This window comes from Ruegeria sp. YTSB088 (assembly GCF_059609825.1).
Window position 1 is genome coordinate 24,485 of sequence record NZ_JBXWMM010000015.1, and the last position, 23,443, is coordinate 47,927.

Here is a 23,443-nt window from a genome sequence, read left to right on the forward strand (position 1 = left end):
AAGTGCTGAATTTGCTTCAAAAAAAGGCCGCTACCGCACTCCATCATGCTGGCAGCGGCCGGAAAGACCGCTGAGGCGGTCGGCTCATTGGCTCGCGCTCAGAAGCTATCGAACACAACGTCGCGCTGCAGGATCGCGTTGATACGACTGCCCTGATCGACAAAGATTGTCGGAGTAATGCGCAGGTATTCATCAAGCGCCGCCGCCGTGGCGTTTTGCAGGTTAGACCCCACTTGCGTTGCCAGATCCGTGCGAACCGAGTTGTTGCTATCGCTGTCCGACACTAGAGCCACAGGGGCAATACCGATGATCGACAACAATGCAGCCGTGCCGAACCGCTTCCCAAAGTGTGTGTTCACCCTGCCGGTGGCACCAGTCCGGCCTTGACCGTCCGTACCAGCCGAACCGATCTGAGCGGACAGGCCGTCAGGCGTGAAGACACGGCTCCAAACGATCATGATGCGCGTTTGCGCCAATGTCGTATCCGCTCGATACTCGCCATAGAGCTTCGATCCGCGCGGCAGAAGCAAACGCGTGCCGTCCATGGAATAGACGCCACGTGTGATCGTCGCCACGACGCTACCGGGCAATTCCGAGCTGACCGCGCCACCGAACACAGCCGACAAAACCGTGCCTTGCGTTAAGGTGCGCGACGGATCGTCAATGATCGAGGCCGCGACGATGGGGGGATATTCTTCGACCAGATTGTTCTGCCATGTCGTGTTTTGGTTTTCCTGATAGCCGCGCTGTTCTTCAGGCAGGCGGGTGTCGTCTGGCTGGACTTGAACCGGCTGCGGCGCAGCAGGGAAGGGTTGGAAAATGACCGGCTGCGATCCACCATTGAACGGCTGGTAGTTTTGACCGGGTGCTTCCTGTGCCATCGCGCTTGACGCCAACGTGACCAGGGCGAGGGTGATTGCTGTTCTGTTCATCGTCAGCTCCATTAGTTTCTGCCGTATGGGTTTTCATCGAACACGATGCCGTCTGACTGGTTTTGGCGCTCGCGCATCCGCTTGAGTTCTTCAAGCCTGCGCCGCTCATCATCAGTCAGACCCGTAGTCTGCAAGTGGCTCATACTGGCGAGCGCACGGGCCTCTGCATCAGCAACCGCCTGGGCAAGCTCAGTCTGAAACTTTTTCGCGCGCTCGTCATATCTGACCTGAAGGCGTTCATTGGTCAGGTTCAGCGTTGCGATTTCACCGTCTTTTTCTGACAGCGAAACTTTGGCGTCCGTCAGCTCGTCTTGCAGATCGGAAATCCGACCGTTCTGTTGCTCGATTGTTTTCAGGGCTTGTTTCAGCCCTTCGGAATCGACCTGCGGCACTGCTGCCGGTGTTGCCACCGCAATTTCCTCGGGCAAAGCCTCTGGTTCCGGCTCATCGACCTCTGGTCCCCGTGCGGTCAAAAGCCCGTATCGCTCGCCACCGCCTTGTTGCAAAGCGTCAACGCGGACACCCGTGTTGGTGCTTTTGTTTTCGTCGCCCATGACAAACCATACAAAGCCCAAGAACACCGCTCCTGCGATTGCAACGGTTATCAGCTTCTTAGGGTCGAACTTCTTTCGGACACGTTGCGACGGCTGTTCAGCCGCCGCCCGTGCCGCAATTGTCTGATCGCGGTTCATTACTTGCTGCCCCCCGGTTTAACTGTCTGTGAAGTGACGGGCCGACCGCTCACGCTTGCCTGCTGAAACTCGTCGCCATCGTTTCGAACACAGATCGAAGTGTCCTCGATGCGCAGTGTCCAAAGGTCGGAAAGGCCCTGCACCTGGATAATGCCGCGCTCTTTGACTGTGGTGTTCACCATCAGCTCACGTCCATCAGGCAGGACACGGAAGATACCCGGCAGCTCCGCATCCTGCGGGATCTGCATATAGGTGTGAACGCCATCATCCCAAACGGCGGTGGGCGCAAAGTCCGCTTTGCCCGAGCGCGCGTAGTTTTGGTTGACGAAGCGGCCTGTTGGTTTCGGCTCGCTGCGTGCCACCGTGCCACGGCGCGTTGTGGTCCCGCCGCTGTTGTTCTTGTTGTAGAACGTGACCCGGAATGGAACACGTTTGCGTTCGGCGGCGCTCTCGGCCGGAACCAGATAGAAGTTGTATGTGCCGCGATTGGTCAGCACGGTCAGGTTTGAATCCGAGTTCAGGATTTCCGGCTTGAACGCAATAACGCGCCCTTCCTGCAGGCGGGTGATCTGAAAACTTTCAGTGTCGCCCGCACCAATGCTGCGGACGGTCTCACCTTGCGGAAAGTGAATATAGGTAATCAGGCGTTCACCCACGGGGATGCGGTACACCTGGTTCTCAATGTAATGGAAATGCGTGATGCGGTGATCCGCATTCTTTCCGTCTGGTGTTGGTGTGATTTCAGCGAGCAGAGGCGTGGAGAATGCCAAAACTGCTGCGGCGGTAGCGGTGAGGGCTTTGAAAGAACGCCGCATCAGATGTTCCCCGTGGCGTCTACGCGGTAGTTAGTGACGACGAAGCCGAATGGGTTTTCCAAAAGCTCATCCATCGACGTCACGATTTTCTCCTCAAACCCATAGGTGACTGTGACCACGTAGCGGGCTGAGGCTATTGCCTGGTTTGGCACGATCAGGGACTTGCGGATCTCGACCTGCACCGTCTCATCGTTGACCGGCGAGACGCCCAGAATTTCGGTCTGCACCTTTGTCTTGGGCGTATAGATTTCGTCAGGATGGTTGTCGTTCGACCCATCCCAAAGTTCGCGATAAGACGTTTCGGCTAGCTCATCAGAACGACGCAGCACCGATTTCAGGCGTTCGTTGTTGTCCTGGACATCATAGGTTTCCCGGTCGCGCACATAATTTGCGACTTCACGGAAGGCCATCGCTTCAGATGGTTCCAGTTCTTCGACCTTTTCAGTCAGCAGCACCGGGAGCTTTGTGTCCGGATCAATGGAGAATGGCACCGCCCGGATTTCCTTCAAGGGAAGGAGCATCGCCCAGCCAATCATAGAGGCCACGCCCATTGCCATACCGACCATGCCGAATACCTGCCATTTGAAGGCATCGCGGCGTGCGCCCAGAAAGAGTTCTTTTTCGTGATCTGTCACGTGTGACATTTGCTCTGTACCTCGATTTATGAAGATTTATTGGCGCGAGCTTGTCGAATGCTCTGCCGGTAACGGTCAGCGGCGTAGCTCTGTCGAGCTGCCCCATCCTGATTGCGGGCTCTGTGCGCTATGTCCCGACGCGCTTGCATTGCGCGAGACGCGCTGTCACGAACGCCAGTCCCGTCACGTGCTGCGGAAGCCATCGCGGCGGCGGTTTTGCCCCCGGCAACAGCACCGCGCGCGCCATCGCTGGCAGTGCCCAATGCACTTCTTGCGGCTGCAACCGCGCCGGTTGCCACAGCAAGACCGGAGGATGCCGAAACTATCGCGCCAGACATGCCGCCTGCCAGTGACGGGATTTGCGTGAGCATGACGATAGCCACGATGCAGATTGCTAGAAAACGCCCGCTCGCTTCCATGTCATTAACATCAGACAAGGAACCAAGCTCTGAAGCGAAAAGCGCCTGAATAAGAGAAACGATGCCTGTCAGAACGACGATGACCATGATCAGGCCAACGGTCGTTTTCGCCCAGGCTGCGAAGATATTGGCTGTTGCCGAGCTGAGTAGCGTTGCGATGAAAACTGGCGCTAGACCCAGCAACACCGCCAGACCGCCTTTTGCGATGAGTGCCATGCCAGTGCCAAAGGCAACGATGACTGCCCCAACAACCCAGAGAATAGCCCCGGTGATGCTCAGGCCCCAAGTCGCGTTTTCAATGGCCTGCTGGCCCATCAAGAAACACTGAAGCGCAATCTCATCCAACGCTTGCCATACATTAGTGGTTCCTGTGAGTGCCCCGGCAATACTGTCCGGCAAGGTTTGAACGCCTTGATAGATTGGTTGGAAAAAGGACCAGCTCGACGCCATTCCGATCATTATCGTCGCCCGAATGATCCAGCCTACATAACCACCAAACCCAATTTCTCTGATCTGAAGTACGCCGTTGATCAGCATCGCTACAAAGATCAGCGCAGCAATAGCCCAGAGGGCGGATGCGAGATCCGCCGCAAGGCTGGTGTATGCTTGCTGAGAAAAGTTGCTGATTGCTGATTCAATCGAGCTGACGAAATCCTGAATCACGGCCCACAAGCCTCCTCAATTGCAGGGCGCAGCGCTTCCAAGCGTTCTTGCTGCGTTTCTTTGAGCGATTTGAGTTCGCTGGATGGCTTCGACCAGAAATCGCCCTGGTCTGCGCCCACCAACTTGATTGCAGCTTCGCGGCTGAGGTTGCCGAGCGGGCATTCAGTGCTGAATGCTTCATCGGCTTTGCGCAGGCGGCATTGCTCTATGGCAAATTCATGAGCAGCTATCACTTGCTCATTCAGAATGGCATCGGTCCAGTTGCCAACGACATACTGTTGATCCGCGCCCTGACCAGCGTTGGCGAGCTGTTCAACCCCGTATTCCTTCAGGGGTTTTTTGAACGCTCGCACGCCCGAATAACCAAGACAGGTCCGATATTCCCCAAATGTCCAATCAACATTGGGGGGAAACGGAAGTCTGGCCTCAGCACTGGCCGACGACGCTAGAAGCGCCGCCGTCAGTGTGGTCAGGGCGAAGGTGGTGCGGCTTTTCATTGGGATTCTCCTCTTACGTAATTGCTAAGCGTCTTTAGATCCGCTGCGGTTGCAGCCAGATCCGTTCCTGACGCCAGGGCATTTGCCGAGGTTGCGCGTAAGATTTCAATTTCAACTTGGAGGAGTTTCAAGAGAACCGCTGTGTTGTAATCGATGGCATCCTTCAGATCTTCTTGCTGACCGATTTCACCGCGCAGTTTTTCAGCATCTTCGGAGAGCTGACCGGCCATGTCATAGCCATTCTCACCCAACGCCGACGCCATCAGGCCCGCAACACCACGCTCAGACAGGATGCGGCGCGCCTGCACATCCGATCCGCTGAACTCGGACAAGATGCCATCGTTCAGGCCGAGGTTGATGGATCGACGTTCCATTGCTTGAGCCGCGACTTCGGGCAGGCCGGAGATACCGCCCTCCGCTGCGTCCAGCGCGTATCCGAGCGTGTCAGCAGCAGTCGCCAGCTTCAAAAAGCTACGGCTGTTGAACTCGTCCAGATCCGTCAGGCCAGTGATAGTCTTGAACGAGTTTTCAAGCAGTGCCCGTTGCTGTTCCAGTTTCTCGTACTGTTCCAATAGTTGCTCGTACTGGCGGACCATTTCAGCGATTTCTTTGGCCGAATTGGCGGCGTCCTGCGTAATGGATGCAGAGTCCACCACCGGAACACCCTGGGCCGACGCCATGACGGGCAGGGCGGCCAGAACTGTAACAGCAATGGTTGTGCGGAATTTCTTTGAAATATTCATCAGACAAGCTCCAAGTTTTCAGGGGGGGTCATGCGCTCAAAGTCGCAGGCGCATTTGCTGCGATAGCCCGAATAGGTGCTGGTGCAGGCCGAGACAGCGGCCAGAACTACAAGGGCGATTACAAGGCGGGTTTTCATGTGATTTCCTTCCAGAAGTTGGGGTTTTTTCGCCAGTCAGGATCAGGGAACGATTTTCCGTCTGATCCGCTCAGAACACGGAGAAGCGGGCCGAGAGCGCCGACATCGACATCGAGCCAAACACTCTCATCACCCTTTTTCATGAGCATTACGCGGTCGCCAAAATGCGCCCTCAGCGCGCCAAGCTCTGAATCGTTCAATCCGATTGCTCGGTAATCCGCTTCATTGCCGGATCGAGAGGGGAACAAGAGCTGTGTGCTGGTGTTTTCCAGGATCGACTTGCTTGCCGCTGACGACAGGATGTGATCGGGGATCTGCGTCATCATCATCATCATGACGTTCAGCTTCCGATACGTGGTGTAAGCGTTCTTGAGAATTTCCGCGCCGTAGGGGTTGCCTGCAATCACCCAGGCTTCATCAATCACAAAGACAGTGGGCACTTTCGCGGCACAACGGCGCTCGATCTGGCGCATGACGTAGCTGATCCATGCCAGCCGCACCAACTCGTCATCCAGAACCTCAGAAATATCGAACACAAGATGCCGATCGTAAGAGGCAAAAGGATCTGTGCCACCCTCGCCAAACATCCACGACAAACGCCCGTCGCCCGCCCATTCACTCGCGCGCTTGAAGAGGTCTTTGCCATCATCAAAGGCTCTGAACCGCTCGACCAGTGAATCGAAGTTCTGCAGTTGTGGCGGCAACGTCGCGTTTGCCTGACACGCCTGTTTAATCTCGTCTTTCTGTTCGGCTGTCAGTTTATCGTCGTAACTCATCAGAGCTGTGGCCCAATTCGCCAACCAGCTTTGACCGGCCTCATCCGTTTCCGTTTGAAACGGGTTCATGCCAGTGGGTTCGCCCACCCGGACGCGGGTGTACTGTGCGCCGAGCGCCCGCATCGGAGCCTCCATTGCCCGGTCTTTGTCAAAAGCAATGATCCGCGCGCCCTGTGCCACCGCCATTGTCGCCAGCAGCATCGCGATCACAGTTTTACCCGATCCGTTCGGCCCGAGAACGATTGTGTGGCCGGAGGGCAGGTTTTCAGCGTCTTTGCTGGTCTTGGGAAGGTGCAGCGAAACATCGTAGCTGTCCCCGTGCGTTGTCGGGAACGTCGCCAATGGCCCCGGCCAGGGCAGCTTTTCCGCGTCCAACCCTTTGGGCCGCATGTGGAACGCAACCATGTCCGCAAAGTTCTGGTCCGTGATCAGTTCTTCACGAGGACGGAATGCGAAGTTGCCGGGGTGCTGCGCGAAGTACACCGACCGCACCGACATCGCTTCGCGTTTGACCGTGCCGCCCGAAATCTGGATTTCACCGATGATGTGTTTTTCGGCGGTTTTCAGATATTCTTCTGTCCCGAACACGCAGATCGACAGATGGTGCTTGCCGAGTGACATGGTGCCGGAGGCAATGCCGTCCGCCAGAATGGACAAATCCTCTTCAAGCGACTTCGCTTTGTCGCCTGCCGAGCGCATTTGTCCCGACTTGCGGCGTTCCATTTCCTGCGCCTGGGCGCGGCTGATCGGCAGGAAGGATTGCGAAATCACAACATCAACCGGCAGGTCCAGCCCGTCGAAAATGCCGGGGAACGAAGCCATCGGGTAATTCTTCAGGGAATAAACACGGATGGAGCGTTCCTGCTCGTCGTCTGTCACCAGTTTGCCGGTCTTGCCCTGAAACAGCACATCCTCTTGCGGCATGTTGAAGGCAATGGGTTCTGCAATGTTCGTGTGAATGATCGGCTGATACCGACCGTTCAACAGCATTCCATAATAGCCGAGCCAACGCCCCTCGCTGAGCTTCAGCCGGCGCACACGGGCCTCGCCCAGCGTGCCCGCCAGTGTTGTGAACACACCGTCGAGCTGTTCCATCATTTCGCGGCGTTCCTCGTCTATCGTTCCAGACGACATGCCGAACATCTGTTTTGCCCGCTCATCCTGACGCTTCTGCAGAATGGCGCTGATGATGATCTTGCGTTCTTTCAACTCTGCATCGACGGACGCTGAGCGCATGGCCTGCGCCACTGCACCGGCAAAGCCGGTTGGATCTGTGATGACATGACCCGTCTCAGCCGGGACGGTCAGTCGATGAACATAAAATGCCACTTCATTGGGTGTTGTGCGCAACACACGCTCAAACCGTTCGGCCAGGAACTCGAACTCGTTTTCGTCCAGCGTGTTTGCATTAACTCCGGTGATTTCTGCAGCGGAGATAAGGCCACCATTGCGCGTGGAAATAACCTCATCGTCCACGACATAGCCATAGGGCAACATCTGAAAGAGGCTCATTTCATCCTTGCGCCAGCTCGGCTCGAGCAACGAGCGGGCAAGGGTCCACATGCTTCGGGCAGCAGGCTTAGGCATTATAGTAATCTCCCCCATGATGCTGGCGGTTTTTGGTGCGCGGAGTTTTGGAAAGGGTTATGGACAGGACGCGGAAGAATGCCGGTTCCCATTCGTAAAAGAGGCGAAGCCCGGTGTAGAAAACAAAACCCGCAATGATGGCTGGCGCTATCCCGAACATGAAGAACGAAAGCATGGTCATCCCGAGGATCACCAGCAGATAGATCACGGGTAGGCCGCCCCATTCTGCGGGGCGGCTCAGGCCGCGAAAAACCGTATTGCGGCGCGACATCAATCAGCCTCCGATGAACGTATCAGCAAGGCCGATAACAGCACCGACAACGATTGCGATCACCGGGCCTTTCAGCGAACCCCAGCCGAACACGTAGGCGAGACAGCCCCAAATGAAGCCAACCGCCGCAAGGCTGACGCCAACGACCTTCGAGTCGGCCAGTGTCTCGTTGATGAAATCGCCAATGGCATCCTGCAGCCAGCCAGCGGAGGCAGGTGCTGCGCTAACGATGGTCATTGTCAGCGCAAAGAATGCCACTTGTTGGATGAAGTGGTGCCGCTTCATGGGGGGTCTTTTCATAGTTCTGTACTCACTTTGCTTAGGATGATCCGCACGTAGTCGCGGGTTTCGGTGAACGGGGGGATGCCGCCATACTGGACGACGCGATGGGGACCGGCGTTGTAGGCGGCAAGCGCCAGTTTCCAGTCTCCAAACTCACGGTACTGCGCTGCCAAATAGCGAGCGCCACCGTCGAGATTTTCTGCAGGGTTCTTTGGGTTCACGCCCAGGTCTTTTGCCGTTCCCGGCATGAGCTGCGCGAAACCGATGGCACCCTTGGGCGACAGGGCATCAGCCCGATACCGGCTTTCCTGCCAGACCAGTGCCATGAACAACTCGGTCGGAACGTCATGCCGTTCCGCCGCTGCGTGAATTTCTTTGACGATCCGTTCCTGCGACCAACCACCAGAGGCTTTGCGAGGCCGCGGTGCTTTTCCCGCAATCTCGATCTTTGCCGTGCGCTTCGCTTTGGGCGATTGCGGTTGCTCGTCTAGCTCGTATTCCCGCATCTGGATTGGTTTCACCACGCCATCAACGATTTCCGCCCGCGCACCGTTCAGGAAAACGCTGCCATCGGGTTGATACTCGATGACCTGGGCAACAACGGGGTTTGTCGCTGCAAACCACAGCAAGAAAACCGAGGTGGAGCGACTGAAAAGCGTCCTAAGGGGTTGGTTAACAAATCCGTGATCGGATTTGATTTCGCGTTGTTTTGAATAGATTGGCTTGGGTAGTTTTGATGGTGCCGCTTCGCTTTGATTGGCGGAGTCGGATAGGTGGTGGTGGGTACAGCCCCATCTGGAGCTCACCACGTTCTCTCTTCGGTGTAGCACCACATGCATCGAAGAGAGTTCCCCGCGGAGAACACCACTCGTTGCTAAGCAGTTCAGCCAAGTTTCGAAGGCCAAGGCGATACCCTTTCCGTTTTCTAAATAGGTCAGTAAAGTTTACATAATTACTATTATGGGGTTCGACATCAGGTCATCTGGGCGGTGGGAAACAGAGTGCCGGGACACAGCACTGAGCCCTTCGCGGGCTTCGTAGACAGCCAGCGTTCAGCTTGGATCAATCAGCCGGAAGGTCTGACCAAAGTGTCGGGGATGTCCTGCTCGGCGCTGTCGCGGTCAGTGCTGTGCCGCCGCAAGCTCAGGCACGTTGTCTGGGTCCGCACCCATTGACTCTGGCGCGGCGCTGTCCAATCTAGGATCGGCATCTAGGACTACTGTTTTTACCATAGTACAGTTCTCTCTTGATGTTGGAGGAATGCCCGGATGGATTTGGGGCGTTTCTTGTCCTGTCGATTGTTGGCGCAATCGACAGGACGGCTCACTTCTCATTAGTTTCGTTTTTTGGTCATCAAGTCGTTGTTTGATCCTTTCCTTCAGCCGCACCAGGACTGGCGTTTGCCGCCGTGGTATGGTCGGGCGAGACCTTCGGAAATCAGGATGGCCCCGACGTCCTGCCTAGCCACACGCCCAACCGCTAGGAAGCGGTCATGCACGTCCAGATCTGGTTGGATGACCAGCTCTATCTGGTCCGCCGTCTGGATGAGCTCTGTCAGCCTTGCTTTCGCTTCCAATCCCAGAGTCTTTTCCGCACGGCATTGCGGCCGGTAGGTCTCAGGCGTATCGAAGCCAACGAGCCGGTAGCGGTCGTCGCCGTGGTCGATCGTGTCACCATCAATGGCAATCACCTCGGACGCGCTCAGAGTCTTTGTTTGTTTTGATGGTTCAATCCAGACCGCAGCAAAGAACAAGGACGCGAGTGTAGCGCTGAGAAACAAGAGCCGTTTCATGTGCCCTGCCCCAGTATTTTGATGAGCCAGGTTCTCGAACGTGACCGATCAGGTTTTGGATTTCGCGTCCAGGGCCTGAGCTGCTTCGAGACCCTCTGGGGTAATCGACTCGATCGTGTAATCTGATTTGACGCAGAGAATGCGACCGTCGCCAAATTCCTGGTGATGCTTAAAAAGCCCCGGCCAAAGATCGAACTCTCTGGGCTCAGCGCCCGCTCGAGAAATCTTCGACTTGCACAAGGCCCCGACATAGTTCGGCGAGCTGTAAATGCAGTGGTACTTAGGTCGACCAAGGGAAGCGAGTCCGATAAATTCGTAGCGGCATGTAAAGGGAACCTGATCCTCTTTCAGGCCCCGGACCATCTCGATGGTTACCACAGTGTATTGTCTCTTGTTGTCCGCCATGACGACCCCCTATGGGCCGTCTTCTACATCCAAAAGTTGTGGACTAAAACACAATCTACGTCAATATAAGAAAACACGCCAATATACGATATTGGATTGTCAGAAATATTTTGGCCGGATATTGCTTTAGCGATTCGCAAGCAGGAGAGATCATCTTGAAACACTCAAAATCCGGAAATAGTACTCGCGCAAAGGCCCTTGCAATTGCACTCGCTGCGTTGCCAGCCTCGCAGACCAGCGCCTATCCAATCGACTGCGCGATATTCCTGTGCCTCGCCGGAGGTTGGCCAGGTTCGCCTGATTGCGTCGCTGCCAAGGCGGAGTTTATTCGGCGCATCACACCCTACCCGGTCGAACCTCCGCTACAACTTTGGCGCTGTCCGATGAATGCTTCAGAAAGTTCCTCAGGCGTGAGTCCTATGGAACGGTTGGAAGCTATCAAGCGCAACAGTGCCAGTCCTGTTCCAGAGCTTCCAACGGACGACACGACTGAGCCATTACTGGTAGATGCAGCGATCTCGGTAGAAGCGATCCAGTCACTTCACGACCAATACGGTTACGGTTTCCAAGCCACGCCGATCAGCGTTGATCTGTCCTCCCCCGATTTCGACGTTGTCAGGTCCATCAGAGTTTGGGATGTGCGTCACTACAGCTATCGCCGTCGTTCACGAGAGGGAGATTGCGAACGCTCCCTTGATCTGGTTGTCGGCAGCTATGACGAAAACGCGAGCTTTCAATGGTCTGATCACGCTCCTGCGCCCATCCCAGCTTGGCTGCCCCTTAGGAATCGCTGTGAGCCTCCCAGCTACTTCCGCGGTGTTGGTGTTGAGTGGACCGACATATTCGGGTTTGGCGACTACGAGCTCATCCGATACTGACGTTGTTTGCCTGGCAGGTGAGTGCATTGCCCCTGTAGACGTCAGTGAACGTGCCAGCCACATTGGCAACCAGGCCTTCTTGGCCAGAGGAACACCCTAATTCCAAAACAAAAAACCCCCGCAAGGCGGGGCCTCAGCGGGGATCTTCCTAAGTCACGTTTGATCACCTGATTTATAGGAAACTCCCAAAATTCTGACAAGGATAAACGCATCCGTGCGAATGGATTTTCTTTGTCTTTCGCTGAGGTTCGACGCGCCTTGCTTCCCCAATGAGAAGCACACCATGAAACGGTTGAACCAATCCAAATACTCTGCCCCCCGAAGCTGCGAAGCCATTACTGGCCTTTGCAAGGTGAGGCCAAAACCATGAGCTTTCGGCACATCGCATCCGCCCATCACCACAAAAATATACGCTTCCACAACGGCCTTCCCGAGGGCTGGAACCGTGACAGGTTTCGGCAGCTCTGCGTGAGTTATGCTCAGATCAGAAGCGTATCGGCCCAGTGCATTCGCACCTTTGAGATCATCATCGACATGATCTCGCCATGCGCGTTTCGGGACACGTCCCGGGAACCCTTTTGCTACGCGCGCCAGGAAACCCTCATTGCCGGGCGTGGCGTGACAGATCGGACAATCCATAATCACGAACGAGAACTGGAAAAGATTGGTCTGATTGAACGCAGGCTTGGGGCAAATGGCGCGCGGTGCAAGCGCAAGGGGCTTGGCCTCTTCCTGACCCCTGCCCTAAACCTCATTCCCGAGATGCTCGCCGCAGATGTGCGAAGCAAAGCCGAGAAGAAAGAGCATGACGAGCTGCGCGGTGATAGATCACGGCTTTACCGATATGTGAAACACAGCTTGCCTGTGCTTGCCTCACTCCCCTACCCTCCTGAAGGTATCGACGAAATGATGGGTGCGTTTCCGTCCTGGCCGCGCGCTGACAAGTTGAAATATATGTCGCTGGATAAGCTGAGATTACACGTTCGTATGGCCCACGATCTTTGGAAACGGATCGAGGAGCATGTCGAAAAAGCCGGTGAAATTTCGGGTGAACCCGAAGCTGGTTTCGGGTCCCATATACAAGACCAAATTGAAGAAAAAATTCTGTCCTGTAACGCCGATGGCGAAGAGAAAATGTCCTCGGCTAAAGCCTCGGAACCAGATTGTTCCGGCTCCGGGCCTGACGGCCCTCCGAATTGCTTTGAAAGCAATCATCCGACGGATCTGATATCATGCAAGACCCAAAACCTGCCTCGGGTGAACAATCACATCCTGTATGAACTGGCCTCACCCGAGTTGCGCATGCATATCGATATCGCCGGTGGTGGAGATCAGAATTCCAATCCAAGCCTCTATGCAATTGAGACCGGCACTTGGTCCCGGCTGTCTGAGATCGGCACCAATATCTCCGCCTGGCATGCGGCTATCGAACGGTTGACCATCATGGGGGCGATCCTGGCTGGCGTGATCACGGAGGCGAGGCTGAGTGATCCGCGGCTGCCGCCCGTTGTCAACCCGGGCGGATATCTGCGCGGTATGGTGCAGGCTGATGACAGTGGTGAATTGAACCTGATATCCAGTTTCATGGGACTGTTGGCGCGAAGAGCCCGGGAGGGGGAAGACGGGCTTCAGCAAGAACACGAGAACGGTTATTAGCAGTGGAGGACTATGCGCTGCCAGCTTTTCAAATTCATGTGTCTCATCGGCAGGTTTTCGCTCTGTTTCCGCCTCCAGAACAGAACAGTATTCAGATCTGTGATTAGCTACGGGAATTCCCGAGTGGTTTGTTCAGCTTTAGGTTGCTAATCGGCCCCAACGGCAACGCGGAACAGAAAGACAGCTTATGAAAATCGCGGATATTGGCAATTCTGAACTGGATTTCAGGCAAACCGGGGAGGCGCGCCTCCAGGAGATTTGCTCCAGGTTTGGACTGGAAAATGCGTCCTACGCCCATATCGACAAGCATCACAACGTTGTCCACGGTTGCACCACGTTTTCAGCCGAATGGGTCAGGTATTACGTCGACAACGATCTGGTTCTGGCCGATCCCCTCATTCGGTTTGGCGCCACTATGATCGCACCGATTGACTGGTCAGTGTTCGACAACCAGGCTGACTACGCAGCGCTTTTTGAGGCAGCCCGAAAATTTGGTGTTGGACGCAACGGTCTTTCCATTCCGGTTATCAACCCCTTCGGGGAGCGGGGCGTATTTACCGTCACGTCCAATGCGCCTCGTCCAGAATGGGATGCTTTGATCGCGAAAATGCTCCCTGCCCTACGTCATGAAGCACAGGTTCTGCATCTACTCGCCCTTGATGTCATTGAAACCGTGTTCAACTTTCCGTCGGATTCCCTCTCTGGTGATGAGTTGGATGTGTTGAAGATGCTCGCGTCGGGTTTGATACCGTCTGTCATTGCCAGGCAATTGCGGCACGCTTCGGGAACCGTTGATGTGCTGACTGCTTCGATCACCACCAAGCTTAAAAGCCGGACGATCGAACAGGCGGTTGCACGGGCAGTCAGTACCGGTTTTCTTAAGTGGAGTGATTTCTTTGCCGACCCTGTGGTCGAACTGGTCAATATGGAAAGTCAGCGGCTTTGCGGTGGGATCGTCCGTTGGGGTGGCAGGTCTCACGAGTTTATCGCCTTCGAAGACGGCAGACTGGTTCGGAACGCCGATAGCTTTCAGTCGGTCCTGATCACGGACCTCGCGAGAGAATTCAACTTGAGTGCAAACGAGGTGGTCGAGGAACTTGGGTGTAACCATGATCAAAGATTGTGGATCAGGTATCTCTGAAATCGGCTAAAACGCACTGCTTCGTTTCTGAATGATACGCAGGCGCATGTTTCACATAATTTAGCTTACGCCGCTCGGGTATCGCTCACAACAACATTGCCGAAGAGAATGGCTCCCGACTTTCAATCGCCAACAAATGTATGCGCTTCTGACAGACCCTCGGTGACGGCTTCGACAAGAACCGCGTTCATTCTATGCGATTCCAGCCATGCTTTGGGGTCCTGGTATAGAAGCGGGTCAAGCTCGGCCAAACTGGCGAGTGCCTCTCTCGCAGCTGCTTCATTGGAAAGATTGCTGTGAGCGATGGCAAGCAATGCCTGGCCAAAGGACCAACCATCCGCCGATGCTCGCTCTGCATCAATGGCCAATTCCTCCCATTCTTCTTTAAGCAGATGATCTGCGGCTAACAGGTGATAGTAGAACGGAGGCGGTGCAACAGAGCGGTCTAGTGCGCGGTTCATTATGGGAACTGCCTCGGCAAAGCGTCCTGCTATACCGTATCGGATCGCAAGATTTGCCAACGCGGCCGGATCGTTGGGGTTAACCTCTACGGCCCGACGCGCAAACTCGATCGAGCGTTCCATATCCCCCGCGTATTGCTCGACATGGGACATCGCCTGAAGCGCGTCTGTATCTTTTGGATCTAAGTCGATGGCGCGGGCCGCTGCTTGTTTTGCAAGGGCAAAGGCCGCGTCCCTTGAAAGCTCTTTCTCATAACCAAACCGAGCGGCATCATTGCGCAGATAGGCAAGCATAGCCCATGCCCGAACATATTTCGGGTCTTCGCGAACCGTCGCTTCGAGACAATCTCGCGCTGCCGGATAATGGTCCCGATGGTATGTCCTCCGGTAGATCTGCGCACTTGCGACACACGCAAATCCGCGCAGACTCGGATCGTTCCGGTCCCCCAGTCTGTCAGCCCGCACATCGCGAAGCGCATAGCCATATTGCTGCCCTATTGTCGAAGCGATCTGTGACGAAATCGTATCCTGAATATCTGTGATACTCTGGCCATTGGTGCCCTCTGCATAGCGCTCACTCCACAAGACCTCGAGATCAGCGCTCCGAATAAGATTTGTTCGGACAATCAACTCGCCGCCCTCGCGCCAAACGTCACCGGTCACCTTGAACTCAGCTGTCGGCGTATGGCTTCCCAACGACGTGGTCCCTGAGCTACGCTCGATCTGATCAGACTCAAGATGCACGGCAAGATCCGGGAACCTGATAAAAGCCGCGGCGACTTCGTTGGTCATTCCAGACGCGACAAGCGAAACCAAAGGGTCGTCGGTTCGAGCTTCGAAGAGCTCAACGAGAATGGAGACTTTTTGGGTGGATCTCGAGGCCTCAGTTTGTGCACCACCTTCAATCCGCGTGTACCAGAAACCAAGCCCGACCAAAATCGCGATGCATATGACCACCAGTAGCGCCAGTCCCGTGTAAAGCTTGGTATTCGGCTTCAATTCGTGCTCGTGGTTGTCAACCGTTTTCTCGCTCGAAAGAGCTCCGTCGGGAATTGCCGGCTCTTGCGGGGAAAACTTGGGAATGTAGTGACCTTTTGGGATGTTGATGCGGATCGGATCATCCCTGCCTCTCCCCGCATAGTAGTTGTCGAGATCCCTGCGTAGTTTTCGTGCTTCAAGCCGCACAATCGGGTCGGATTGCTGGTCAAAATCAGAACCGCGCCCGAAAACTGAAATGGCAATGGTCGTCGCCTTGAGTTCAGCTTGGCGACCCGCCAAGGCCTCCTCGACCACATATCTCAGCATCTCACGACGGCGTAAGCTGGATTGCAGTTCGCTGTAGTCAAGTATTCGCTCGAGTTGCCAGCGTATGTCCTCTTTGGACATCTCCAAACTCGTGGGCGGGCTACTCATGATCACTGCAATCCTCTCTAATCCTTCGGTCCCGTTAAAACGATCACTGAGCCAAGTAAACCCGCGGCCACGCAAGTTCCGTTCCCCCTGAAGGGATGTACGCTACATGTTACAACGTTTCAATCCAGGCCTTATGATGTTCAAGTTCAGCAGGAGCACAACGGGTGATGGACGCTTTTTTGAACAAGCTGATTGAAAGGTACCCCGAGCAGGGGCAGCGGATCGCTGTTCTGGCACGGGACAACCCAATTTTCAGGTCAATCTGTGAAGAGATGGACATCGCAGAACAAGCGATGATCCGTTGGAAAAACCTTCCGCTTCGCGCAGCAGAGTATGAAGATATTTTCAATGGGCTGAATTTGGAGTTCTGGGCTTGCCTCGCGCAAGAGTGTCAGCGCGTGTCGAATGGCTGTCGAGACCGGGCGGCAACAAAAGGTGGAGAATAGTCAAGTGGATGCTGTAGATAACAAATCCTTGTGTCGGACCGAGGAAAGGGTGCTCCTGTCAAGACTACTCAGAGTTGGCGCTATCTCGGCTTGTTTAACTGCTGCGATCACTCAGCATGTTGCCGCTCAAGAAGACCTCAGCGAGATCAACAATGGAACAAATCCAACGCTGTTAACGACGCAGTTTGGAATTCAGTATCAGTTCAACCAGATCAATTCCGATCTGAACACCGGCCTATTTGAAGCTTTCTACACGCAACCTTTCGGTGAAGGTGGAAAACGGGCGTTTAGGTTTACCGTGCCCGGATCAGATAGCCCGTTCAACGCAAACCCCATCTACGGCGGAGAGCCAGGGATTGAATTCACGCTGGGCGACATAAGCGTAACCTACATTGACGTCTTCTACCTTACCGAAAAAAACGGGGCAGCTTTCACTTTTGAGTTGTTTTTGGACACAGCGGAAACCGAAGCCGCCGGGTATGGGCAATTTGCCGGTGAAACCTCGGCCTTTTACGCTTGGTTTCTCAACAACGGAGCAATTTTCGCCCCAGCCTGGGTTCAAACATTCGGACTGGAGGGCGGAAATGATCAAGGCCAGAATGTAAACACGACCACGATCGACTTTTACTACGTTCCCAAGCTGAAGAACCCGCGATTCTATTTGACGTTCGACCCGGCGATCATCCACGATTGGGAAACGGACGCGACCTTCGGCAGCCTGCAGGTGACCGCGGGCATGCTGACGGGGAAGGCTTTTGGCGGCGATGGTCAAGTGTTCATCAAGCCTGGCATTCTGTTTGGCGGCGACAGGCCCGCGGAGTGGTCTGTCCAGGTTGGATACAAGGTGCTGAACTTCTGATGCGGGTCGATGTCGCTGTTGATTTCTTGGGTCTGCTCACGCCCTCATGTGACTGAACAGTTCAGTGCCACGGGAGCACAAGAAAGCCCTGCGGGTCCACTCACCGCGATCCGCATTTTTTGAAAACCGAGGCTGCGCACCCAAAAACAGTTTTGCGCGACCAAAACTAAATTCATTCATAGGTTGAAAATGAGGATGTACATCATGACCAACAGAACGCTCACCTATTTGCTCTGCACGACGCTCGCCGCGACTCCGGTCAGTGTTGTGGCGCATGAGGCCAATCATGAGGTCGTCCCGGCCGGTGTTGTTGGTGAAATTGAAACTACCAACGTAAAGATGAAATTCGACAATGTCTTGATCAAGGGCGCACAGGTCTTCAACGGATGTGACGAAGAACTCGCCAATGTTGATGTTCTGGTTTCCGGTCAGCTGATCTCTACCATTGGTGCCGATCTTGAGACACCTGAAGGCGCCTTCGAGATCGATGCCGAGGGCTACACGCTGATCCCCGGCCTGATCGACGCACATTGGCATGGAGTCTTTGCCGAAGCGTCGATCGCGCAACTGGCCCTGACCGGCGAGGGCTACTGGAACCTTCTGGCCGCCAAGGCTCAGAACAACGCGCTGTCGCGCGGGTTCACAACAGTGCGCGACGTGGCCGGACCGATGTTCGACATCGCGCGCGCAACGAACGAGGGGCTGATCGACGGGCCGCGGGTGTTCCCTTCTGGGCCAGCCTTGTCAATCACCGCTGGCCACCAGGATTTCCGCATCACCCGGGACGTTCCAACTCCCCTGGGTGAGTTGCACTCTTTTGAAGAGGGCAACATGTTCTATCTCGCGGATGGCGTTCCGGCAGTTCTGAAACGCGTCAGGGAAAACCTGATGCAGGGGGCCACCCATATCAAATTGATGGCGGGTGGCGGCGTGACCTCGTCTTATGACCCGATCCACGTCATCCAGTTCACCGACGAGGAGTTTCAGGCGGCCGTCGAGGCCACCGAAGCCTGGGGCACCTATGTGACGACCCATGCGATCAATGATGAAGCAGTTCGGCACTCTGTCGAGAACGGCGCGCGCAGCGTCGAACACGGCCACATGGCTACCCGTGAGACCCTGCAGATGATGAAGGACAAAGATGTGTGGCTCAGCATGCAGCCGTTCATGGATGATGAAGACGCACCGGCTCTGAACGAGTTCCAGAAGGCCAAGTACAAGTTTGTCACCGACGGCACCGACTTCGTCTACAAGACAGCCAAGGAACTGGGCCTGAAGATCGCCTTTGGCACCGATACGCTGTTCAGCGCGGACCTTGCTGAACGCCAGGGTGCCGTCTTGGCCAAAATGGAACGTTGGTTCACGCCGTATGAAACGCTGAAAATGGCGACCTGCGACAATGCCGAACTCTTGAAGATGTCGGAAAAGGTCACACCCTATCCGCTCGGGCCGCTCGGCGTGATCGAGGAAGGCGCCTATGCTGACATGATCCTCGTCAACGGCAATCCGCTGGAGGACCTGCAGTTGATCAGCGATGCGAAGGCGAATTTCGGCATGATCATGAAGGACGGCACCATCTACAAGTTCGACATGGAGTAAGGGGAGACGTTGCGGGCATGATCGCTCTGAAACGACTTCTGACGCTTCAGGTGATCTTTGCCTGTGCTTCTCTCGCCTACCTCGTTGCTAGCCTCATCCGTCGCGAGACGACGGGTGAGGCGCTGAGCGCCGCGGCTATCGGCCCCTCGATCGCAATGTTCATCGCGTATCTCGGCATCCTCTATCTGCCCAAGGCGCAGCGGGTCGGCTGGTACCGCATTGGCATGATCCCGGCGCTGCTGCTCTTTGGCGGCGGCGGCGTGATCGGAAATGTGATGCGGTTCGTCGATACGGGGCTGGAGAATTATGCCTCAGTGCCCGCCTTCGCGCTTGCCGTCGCAATCAATGGGTATGGCACTGTTCTGAACATCATCGCGGCGTTGGGGCTTTTTCGACGCGTTTAGCCGTCATTTACATTTATTAGTGTCCCGTCGCCCCGCGACCAGCCAACGGAAGGGAAAGTAAGATGAAATTACCTGGAGGAACCAATCGCCGTTTGCTCTCGGCGCTACTTGTATGCTCTCATTTTGCGACGGTGGCAGTCGGGCAGGACGCTGCTGATAGTGGCACGCTGATCACCGGTGCGCGGATTTTCGACGGGATCGGGCCCGATCTGATCGAAGGTCAGGACGTGTTGGTGCAGGACGGCATGATCGCTGCCATCCGGTCGGATCTGGACACGCCGGAGGGGGTCACGGTAATCGACGCTGCCGGTCGCGTCATGACGCCCGGATTCATCGACATGCACTATCACCTCAGCCTGTGCACGGTTCCGGTCGTCGACATGGCGGGATCCTACGCTCCAGACCTCGACTACATCGGGATCAAGGCGGCACAAGCGGCCGAAGACGCGCTCATGCGCGGCTTTACAAGCCTGCGCGATGTTGGCGGCGCGTCTTGGGGCGCAAAACTCGCCGCGGACCGGGGCGAGATTTCCGGACCACGCGTCTGGCCCTCCTTGCGGGCGATTTCTCAGTTCGGCGGGCACGGTGACGCCAACCCGCGCTACATGGAACCGCGCGAGTTCGGCGGGCCAGAAAACAACCTCGAACGCCTTGGATACAGTCGTATCGTGAATGGCCGGGACGACGTGCTGGCCGCAACCCGCGAACAGCTCAAGCGCGGCGCGAGCCAGATCAAGATGCATCTTGCCGGCGGCGTTGGTACCGAGTTCGATCCGATCGACGGTCGACAGTTCGTTCTGGAAGAGATCAAGGCTGCGGTGGAAGTGGCTGAAGGTTTCGGCACATATGTCACCGCCCACGTCTACACGGTGGATGGCATCAAGCAGGCGATCGACGCCGGGGTCCGCTCAATCGAGCATGGGAACCTCATCAACGAAGAAATCGCGCAGATGATGGTCGAAAACGACGTGTGGCTGAGCCCGCAAGTGCTTGTCTACCGGACCTTCTCGCCGGATTTGGGCCCTGTGCGGCTGGAAAAAGGGCGGATGGTCGAGGCGGGGCTCGACACTATGTTTTCGCTCGCCAAGGAATACGGGATCAAGACAGTCTTCGGCACGGACGTCGTGGTCAATCCCGAGGCCTGTGCCGATCAAAACAAGGAATTCGCCGCTCGCCTCGACTGGTTCACCCCGGCCGAGATCCTCACCCAAGCGACGGCCAATTCAGGCGAGTTGTTGCAACTGTCCGGCGATCGCAGCCCCTATCCGGGCGTGGTCGGACGTATTGTCGAAGGGGCACACGCAGACCTCCTGCTTATCGACGGAAACCCGTTGGAAGACATCACAATCCTCGAAGATCACGACGCGGCGCTCGCACTCATCATGAAGGGCGGCGTGATCTACAAGGAGAATATGTGACATGAAAAACGTCGCGGTTTCCGGAAAACTGTTTGAACAGATCGGTGTTGGCATTGTTGTGATGCTGCTGATCGCCCTTTCTCTTCTTCCGGAGGCCGCGCGCGCCGATGCGCCGGCCCTTGTGATGTGGGACGATCTGGCGCCGTCAACGGCCCCGTATGATGATCCGTTTCTCGAGATGTCCTACAAGCAGAAGGATGATCTGCGAACGATCCTGGATGCCGCGCGTCGCCTGGATGATGCCGCACTTGGCCAGCGGGCACAGGATGCACGTGTGCGCCTTCGCGAACAAGGATATGACGCAGACGAGCTTTTGACCCAGCGCCTGGTGGTAATGGAGAAGCGGCGCGAAGAGGCGACCGGCGTAACCGGGCAGTACCTCGGCGACGAGGTCTCGCTCGATGGCTACGTCCTCCCGTTGCGTGGTGACAAGGGGCGCGTGTTCAGTTTTCTGCTGGTGCCGTGGGTGGGTGCGTGCATTCACACCCCGCCGCCGCCGCCCAACCAGGTGATCCGTGTCGATGTACCGCAAGGGATTGAAATAGACGAGGCGTTTCACGCAATTCGGCTGCGCGGCGTTCTGGAACATGAACCGTCTGTCAGTAATCTTTTCCTCGTCGATGGGCAGAGGATGGTGGAAGCATCCTACTCATTGAAAGATGCGCAGGTTTGGGGCGTACCGGGTGAGATCAAGGCGTCTGCCGCTGCGCCTGTTCAGGGCAATATCGTCGTCCGAACACAGGCCTGGATCGGCAACCTCTTCACTACATCAATGACATCAATGGACCAGGGCAAGTCGCTGGCGACGGTAGCGTTCGCTCTTTTCGTCGCCTTTCTCTACGGTGTCCTTCACACACTCGGTCCCGGGCACGGCAAGGCGGTTGTGATTTCCTATTTTGCCGGTGAAGGGGGCAGTCTGCGCCGCGGTATCGGAATGGGGGTTCGCATCGCCATCGTGCACGTGTTCTCCGCAGTCGCAGCCGTATTCCTGCTTGATCTTGCGATCCGGCAAACAACCGGTGGTGCACCCTCCGATTACCGGCTCATTCGGCTGGGCAGCTATGCGCTGATCATTGCCATTGGCCTTTGGATGCTTTGGAAAAGCCTTCGGTCAATTCATGTCTTCCGAACAACGGCCTCGACAGCCCATGAGCACGGGCCACATCACACACACCCACATGACCACGATACCCACAGTGGCTGCGCCGCCTGCGCAATTGCAGAAAAATCGTCCAGCCGATCCGACGGATGGCTTGCGACTGCGGTGGGTATTGTGCCCTGTACCGGCGCGTTGATCGTAATGCTGTTCGGGTTCGCAAATGACCTTGTATGGCCGGCGATTGCCATGGTGGCTGCGATTTCGCTGGGCATGGCGATCTCCATGTCTCTGATCGGCGTAGCGGCCATCTGGGGGCGCGCGAAGGTTGCTCAGCGGATCGGTATGAATGCGGCCACCCAACAACGCTTTGAAAGCGTTGCCCAGGTCGCCGGTGCAACCTGTGTGACCGTGGTCGGAGTATTTTTGTTCGTCACATCTTGGAATACGCCCGTTCAACCGCTTGCATCCCAGACGGACGAGCCCGGGAAACCACAGGGAACGACTTTATCGGCGCTGATGGATTGAAAGCCAAGATGGTGGTCTTGAGGATTCTTTCATCATTGCTGATCGCCCGAAACAAGCGATCCTCCTCTGGTTTACGCAACGGCTTGGGGTATCGCATCCGTTCGTTTGATGAGTGCACTTTTTTGACGACCTGTTCGTGGTGACGATGGTGTCGAGATACCTGACAATGATTCTGGCGTTCGCCGTCATACTACTAAGCGTGTTTGGCGTGTTTGAGCGGCGGACCTTGGGATTTCAACACGCGTCGGATGTCGACGTACCAGTTGTCAGGACGGCAACTCCCAAACAAACCGTCGAAAGCTTTGATGCGCTAGGGGACGCGCTTGGGGAAAAGCTCACCAGATACGCCCGCGACAAGGACGCCATCACGTATTCTTCCATTCTTCGAACAGTCGAAGAGCTGGTGTCACTGATCGATTTGTCAGACCTTCCGAGAGCCTATGTTCGCGAAAATGGTGTGAACACCGTTGTGGCACTCTTGGGGATACGCGAAGCACTTCCGGCTTTCGAGTTGGAGAGTTTGCCTGACGAACCCGGAACGCTTGTATCCGAAAACAATGCGTACTTGTTAGACGGCACACCGCTGGCACTGGTTCGTATTCAAAAGGGACGTCGAGAAGGCACGTATCCGTTAGAGGACAGCACAATAGACGTAGCACCAAGGTTTTTGCGTGAGTTGCGTGTCAATACTGGTCAGGTAGACGAACGGGATTGGCAAGCGGATTGCGTGGGTTTCGGAGCACTCAATATATCAGCGATGCTTCTGCATCTCGACAGGGCGAATACCGGAGCGGTTCATTGACAGGTTCGGCTTAGTCGAATTCGCTGCCGTTGGCGGTGGCGGCAATAGCCTTGCTTCACTGGGTTTCGACGAAGGCGGCGCATCGGCCGGTCTTGG

The 23,443-nt window shown here is 55.9% G+C and carries 26 protein-coding genes; 10 read left to right on the forward strand and 16 right to left on the reverse strand.

Annotation, left to right across the window (positions count from 1 at the left end; all coding sequences use genetic code 11):
- Nucleotides 1-98 precede the first annotated feature (98 nt).
- From AC2FFA_RS19565 to AC2FFA_RS19630, 14 genes are all read right to left on the reverse strand, one after another.
- Nucleotides 99-932 (reverse strand): TraB/TrbI/VirB10 family type IV secretion system protein, encoded by an 834-nt coding sequence (locus AC2FFA_RS19565; protein ID WP_496852878.1) that lies wholly within the window; start codon nt 930-932, stop codon nt 99-101.
- Between the two features lie 11 nt (nt 933-943).
- Nucleotides 944-1,624 carry a hypothetical protein gene (locus tag AC2FFA_RS19570; RefSeq protein ID WP_496852880.1) on the reverse strand — a complete coding sequence of 227 codons (681 nt, stop codon included), beginning with the start codon at nt 1,622-1,624 and terminating at the stop codon, nt 944-946.
- Nucleotides 1,624-2,439: a TrbG/VirB9 family P-type conjugative transfer protein gene (locus tag AC2FFA_RS19575; RefSeq protein ID WP_496852882.1), complete on the reverse strand. Its 816-nt coding sequence runs from the start codon at nt 2,437-2,439 to the stop codon at nt 1,624-1,626. Before AC2FFA_RS19575 ends, AC2FFA_RS19570 begins: the two co-directional genes overlap by 1 nt.
- Nucleotides 2,439-3,083, reverse strand: a complete 645-nt coding sequence (locus tag AC2FFA_RS19580; protein ID WP_496852884.1) for a VirB8 family type IV secretion system protein — start codon at nt 3,081-3,083, stop codon at nt 2,439-2,441. Before AC2FFA_RS19580 ends, AC2FFA_RS19575 begins: the two co-directional genes overlap by 1 nt.
- 17 nt (nt 3,084-3,100) lie before the next feature.
- On the reverse strand, nt 3,101-4,156 hold the full coding sequence (locus AC2FFA_RS19585) for a TrbL/VirB6 family protein (protein ID WP_496852886.1): 1,056 nt from the start codon (nt 4,154-4,156) through the stop codon (nt 3,101-3,103).
- Nucleotides 4,153-4,653: a hypothetical protein gene (locus AC2FFA_RS19590; protein WP_496852888.1), complete on the reverse strand. Its 501-nt coding sequence runs from the start codon at nt 4,651-4,653 to the stop codon at nt 4,153-4,155. The genes AC2FFA_RS19585 and AC2FFA_RS19590 overlap by 4 nt, the downstream gene beginning before the upstream one ends.
- Nucleotides 4,650-5,396: a type IV secretion system protein gene (locus AC2FFA_RS19595; RefSeq protein ID WP_496852890.1), complete on the reverse strand. Its 747-nt coding sequence runs from the start codon at nt 5,394-5,396 to the stop codon at nt 4,650-4,652. The genes AC2FFA_RS19590 and AC2FFA_RS19595 overlap by 4 nt, the downstream gene beginning before the upstream one ends.
- Nucleotides 5,396-5,533 carry a hypothetical protein gene (locus tag AC2FFA_RS19600; RefSeq protein WP_170417970.1) on the reverse strand — a complete coding sequence of 46 codons (138 nt, stop codon included), beginning with the start codon at nt 5,531-5,533 and terminating at the stop codon, nt 5,396-5,398. Before AC2FFA_RS19600 ends, AC2FFA_RS19595 begins: the two co-directional genes overlap by 1 nt.
- Nucleotides 5,530-7,896, reverse strand: coding sequence for a VirB4 family type IV secretion/conjugal transfer ATPase (locus AC2FFA_RS19605; RefSeq protein ID WP_496852892.1), 2,367 nt, complete (start codon nt 7,894-7,896; stop codon nt 5,530-5,532). Before AC2FFA_RS19605 ends, AC2FFA_RS19600 begins: the two co-directional genes overlap by 4 nt.
- A complete protein-coding gene (locus AC2FFA_RS19610) occupies nt 7,889-8,167 on the reverse strand; it encodes a VirB3 family type IV secretion system protein (protein WP_496852894.1) in 279 nt (92 codons plus the stop codon). Before AC2FFA_RS19610 ends, AC2FFA_RS19605 begins: the two co-directional genes overlap by 8 nt.
- A 3-nt stretch (nt 8,168-8,170) precedes the next feature.
- Complete coding sequence (locus tag AC2FFA_RS19615) at nt 8,171-8,467, reverse strand: hypothetical protein (protein ID WP_496852896.1); 297 nt, start codon at nt 8,465-8,467, stop codon at nt 8,171-8,173.
- Complete coding sequence (locus tag AC2FFA_RS19620; RefSeq protein WP_496852897.1) at nt 8,464-9,255, reverse strand: lytic transglycosylase domain-containing protein; 792 nt, start codon at nt 9,253-9,255, stop codon at nt 8,464-8,466. Before AC2FFA_RS19620 ends, AC2FFA_RS19615 begins: the two co-directional genes overlap by 4 nt.
- 572 nt (nt 9,256-9,827) lie before the next feature.
- Nucleotides 9,828-10,241 (reverse strand): thermonuclease family protein, encoded by a 414-nt coding sequence (locus AC2FFA_RS19625; RefSeq protein ID WP_496852899.1) that lies wholly within the window; start codon nt 10,239-10,241, stop codon nt 9,828-9,830.
- Nucleotides 10,242-10,289: 48 nt separating this feature from the next.
- Nucleotides 10,290-10,646: a hypothetical protein gene (locus AC2FFA_RS19630; RefSeq protein WP_142638830.1), complete on the reverse strand. Its 357-nt coding sequence runs from the start codon at nt 10,644-10,646 to the stop codon at nt 10,290-10,292.
- Between the two features lie 155 nt (nt 10,647-10,801).
- Between AC2FFA_RS19630 and AC2FFA_RS19635 the strand changes: the two genes are divergently transcribed.
- Nucleotides 10,802-11,524, forward strand: coding sequence for a hypothetical protein (locus tag AC2FFA_RS19635; protein ID WP_496852901.1), 723 nt, complete (start codon nt 10,802-10,804; stop codon nt 11,522-11,524).
- A gap of 153 nt (nt 11,525-11,677) precedes the next feature.
- Here AC2FFA_RS19635 and AC2FFA_RS19640 read toward each other — a convergent pair whose 3' ends face one another.
- The gene (locus AC2FFA_RS19640; protein WP_496852972.1) at nt 11,678-11,944 is read right to left on the reverse strand and encodes a hypothetical protein; all 267 of its coding nucleotides are present in this window, start codon (nt 11,942-11,944) and stop codon (nt 11,678-11,680) included.
- Here AC2FFA_RS19640 and AC2FFA_RS19645 point away from each other — a divergent pair.
- Both AC2FFA_RS19645 and AC2FFA_RS19650 read left to right on the forward strand, forming a co-directional pair.
- Entirely contained in the window at nt 11,891-13,180 is a 1,290-nt protein-coding gene (locus AC2FFA_RS19645) for a helix-turn-helix domain-containing protein (protein ID WP_496852903.1), read from the forward strand. The two genes, AC2FFA_RS19640 and AC2FFA_RS19645, sit on opposite strands and share 54 nt — an antisense overlap.
- A gap of 187 nt (nt 13,181-13,367) precedes the next feature.
- The gene (locus AC2FFA_RS19650) at nt 13,368-14,321 is read left to right on the forward strand and encodes an autoinducer binding domain-containing protein (protein ID WP_496852905.1); all 954 of its coding nucleotides are present in this window, start codon (nt 13,368-13,370) and stop codon (nt 14,319-14,321) included.
- A 122-nt stretch (nt 14,322-14,443) separates the two neighbouring features.
- Here AC2FFA_RS19650 and AC2FFA_RS19655 read toward each other — a convergent pair whose 3' ends face one another.
- Nucleotides 14,444-16,168, reverse strand: coding sequence for a hypothetical protein (locus AC2FFA_RS19655; protein ID WP_496852906.1), 1,725 nt, complete (start codon nt 16,166-16,168; stop codon nt 14,444-14,446).
- A gap of 194 nt (nt 16,169-16,362) precedes the next feature.
- Between AC2FFA_RS19655 and AC2FFA_RS19660 the strand changes: the two genes are divergently transcribed.
- The 7 genes from AC2FFA_RS19660 to AC2FFA_RS19690 all read left to right on the forward strand — a co-directional run bounded on the left by AC2FFA_RS19660 (nt 16,363) and on the right by AC2FFA_RS19690 (nt 23,347).
- Complete coding sequence (locus AC2FFA_RS19660) at nt 16,363-16,641, forward strand: hypothetical protein (RefSeq protein WP_496852908.1); 279 nt, start codon at nt 16,363-16,365, stop codon at nt 16,639-16,641.
- Nucleotides 16,601-17,500 carry a hypothetical protein gene (locus AC2FFA_RS19665; RefSeq protein WP_496852909.1) on the forward strand — a complete coding sequence of 300 codons (900 nt, stop codon included), beginning with the start codon at nt 16,601-16,603 and terminating at the stop codon, nt 17,498-17,500. The genes AC2FFA_RS19660 and AC2FFA_RS19665 overlap by 41 nt, the downstream gene beginning before the upstream one ends.
- 204 nt (nt 17,501-17,704) lie before the next feature.
- Nucleotides 17,705-19,099, forward strand: a complete 1,395-nt coding sequence (locus tag AC2FFA_RS19670; protein WP_496852910.1) for a metal-dependent hydrolase family protein — start codon at nt 17,705-17,707, stop codon at nt 19,097-19,099.
- A gap of 17 nt (nt 19,100-19,116) precedes the next feature.
- Nucleotides 19,117-19,503 (forward strand): hypothetical protein, encoded by a 387-nt coding sequence (locus AC2FFA_RS19675; protein ID WP_496852911.1) that lies wholly within the window; start codon nt 19,117-19,119, stop codon nt 19,501-19,503.
- A gap of 62 nt (nt 19,504-19,565) precedes the next feature.
- Complete coding sequence (locus AC2FFA_RS19680) at nt 19,566-20,921, forward strand: metal-dependent hydrolase family protein (RefSeq protein WP_496852912.1); 1,356 nt, start codon at nt 19,566-19,568, stop codon at nt 20,919-20,921.
- Between the two features lies 1 nt (nt 20,922).
- The gene (locus AC2FFA_RS19685) at nt 20,923-22,545 is read left to right on the forward strand and encodes a HoxN/HupN/NixA family nickel/cobalt transporter (RefSeq protein WP_496852914.1); all 1,623 of its coding nucleotides are present in this window, start codon (nt 20,923-20,925) and stop codon (nt 22,543-22,545) included.
- Nucleotides 22,546-22,711: 166 nt separating this feature from the next.
- Nucleotides 22,712-23,347 carry a hypothetical protein gene (locus AC2FFA_RS19690; RefSeq protein WP_496852915.1) on the forward strand — a complete coding sequence of 212 codons (636 nt, stop codon included), beginning with the start codon at nt 22,712-22,714 and terminating at the stop codon, nt 23,345-23,347.
- Nucleotides 23,348-23,443 lie beyond the last annotated feature (96 nt).